A 1,117-nucleotide genomic window follows, 5' to 3' on the forward strand; every position below is an offset into this window, starting at 1 on the left:
GGTGAAGCCGAGTCCGGCGAGCGCGACCATCACGAGGACGGCGATGCCGAGCGTCCACGCCGGGATGCTGCCAGCGGCGACGAACGTGCCGGCGAAGAACGACAGGCCGAGGATGCCCCAGAACGCGGCGTTGCCCAGGCGCTTCGCGTGCGCGGTGTCGGTGACGATCAGGACGGCGACGGCGATGAAGAACGCGCCGATGAGCCAGTAGAGCCATTCGCTGGTGATCACGCTGCGGCCCCCAGGGTCGGAGCGTCGGCACGGGCGTCCGCCGCCATCTTGTCGAGTCGGCGGTCGAACAGCAGCAGGCGTCCGCCGTGGACGATCAGCGCCGCGATGCCCGTCGGGATCGCCCACAGGGCCAGGTCGATCGGTTCCAGCGACAGCCCGTAGGTCGCGTCGACGAACGTCGTGATGAGCAGGATGGAGCCGACCGCGACGAAGACGTCCTCGCCGAAGAACACCCCGACGGTGTCGGACGAGGCCGAGTAGCCCTTGATCTTCTCGCGCATGCGGTCGTCGATCCGCCCGTACTTCTTCGTCGCCGCGCCCTCGGCCATCGGGTAGACCAGCGGGCGGACGGTCTGCGCCGGGCCACCGATGCTGGTCAGGCCGACCGCCGCGGTGACCTGCCGGATCACCAGGTAGCCGGCGAGCAGACGACCCGTCGTGAGCTTGTCGAGCTTCGCGATCAGACGCTTCGCCTGGTCCTGCAGGCGATCGGCTGGGCGGCGCTGCTGCCGCAGATGCTCTCGACCCTCGGCATCGTCTTCACCCAGGCGGGGGTCGGCGACGCGGTCGGCACGATCATCAAGTCGGTCCTTCCCGACGGCTCACTGCTCGCCGCAGTGGTCATCTACTGCCTGGGCACGGCCCTGTTCACGATCATCATGGGCAACGCGTTCGCCGCGTTCCCGATCATGACGGCCGCGATCGGCTGGCCCGTCCTGGTGCAGGGCTTCGACGGCAACCCGGCCGCGATCTTCGCGATCGGCATGCTCGCCGGCTTCTGCGGCACGCTCGTCACCCCGATGGCCGCGAACTTCAACCTGGTGCCGGCCGCCCTGCTCGAGATGCGGGACAAGTACGGCCCGATCAAGGCGCAGATCCCCACCGC

General features: G+C 69.1%; 3 protein-coding genes. 1 reads left to right on the forward strand and 2 read right to left on the reverse strand.

Annotated elements, in window-relative coordinates:
- The coding region (locus BACI9J_RS23635) for a 5-oxoproline transporter, DUF979 family subunit (protein ID WP_159736744.1) at window positions 1-231 on the reverse strand (231 nt) is incomplete at its 3' end.
- Window positions 228-779, reverse strand: coding sequence for a 5-oxoproline transporter, DUF969 family subunit (locus tag BACI9J_RS23640; RefSeq protein WP_159736745.1), 552 nt, complete (start codon window positions 777-779; stop codon window positions 228-230). The genes BACI9J_RS23640 and BACI9J_RS23635, both read right to left, overlap by 4 nt.
- Between BACI9J_RS23640 and BACI9J_RS23645 the strand changes: the two genes are divergently transcribed.
- On the forward strand, window positions 720-1,117 hold a 398-nt coding region (locus BACI9J_RS23645; RefSeq protein ID WP_236558905.1), incomplete at its 3' end, for a 5-oxoproline transporter, DUF979 family subunit. The genes BACI9J_RS23640 and BACI9J_RS23645 overlap by 60 nt on opposite strands.

Source organism: Arthrobacter sp. 9V (genome assembly GCF_902506065.1).
Taxonomy (GTDB): domain Bacteria; phylum Actinomycetota; class Actinomycetes; order Actinomycetales; family Micrococcaceae; genus Arthrobacter.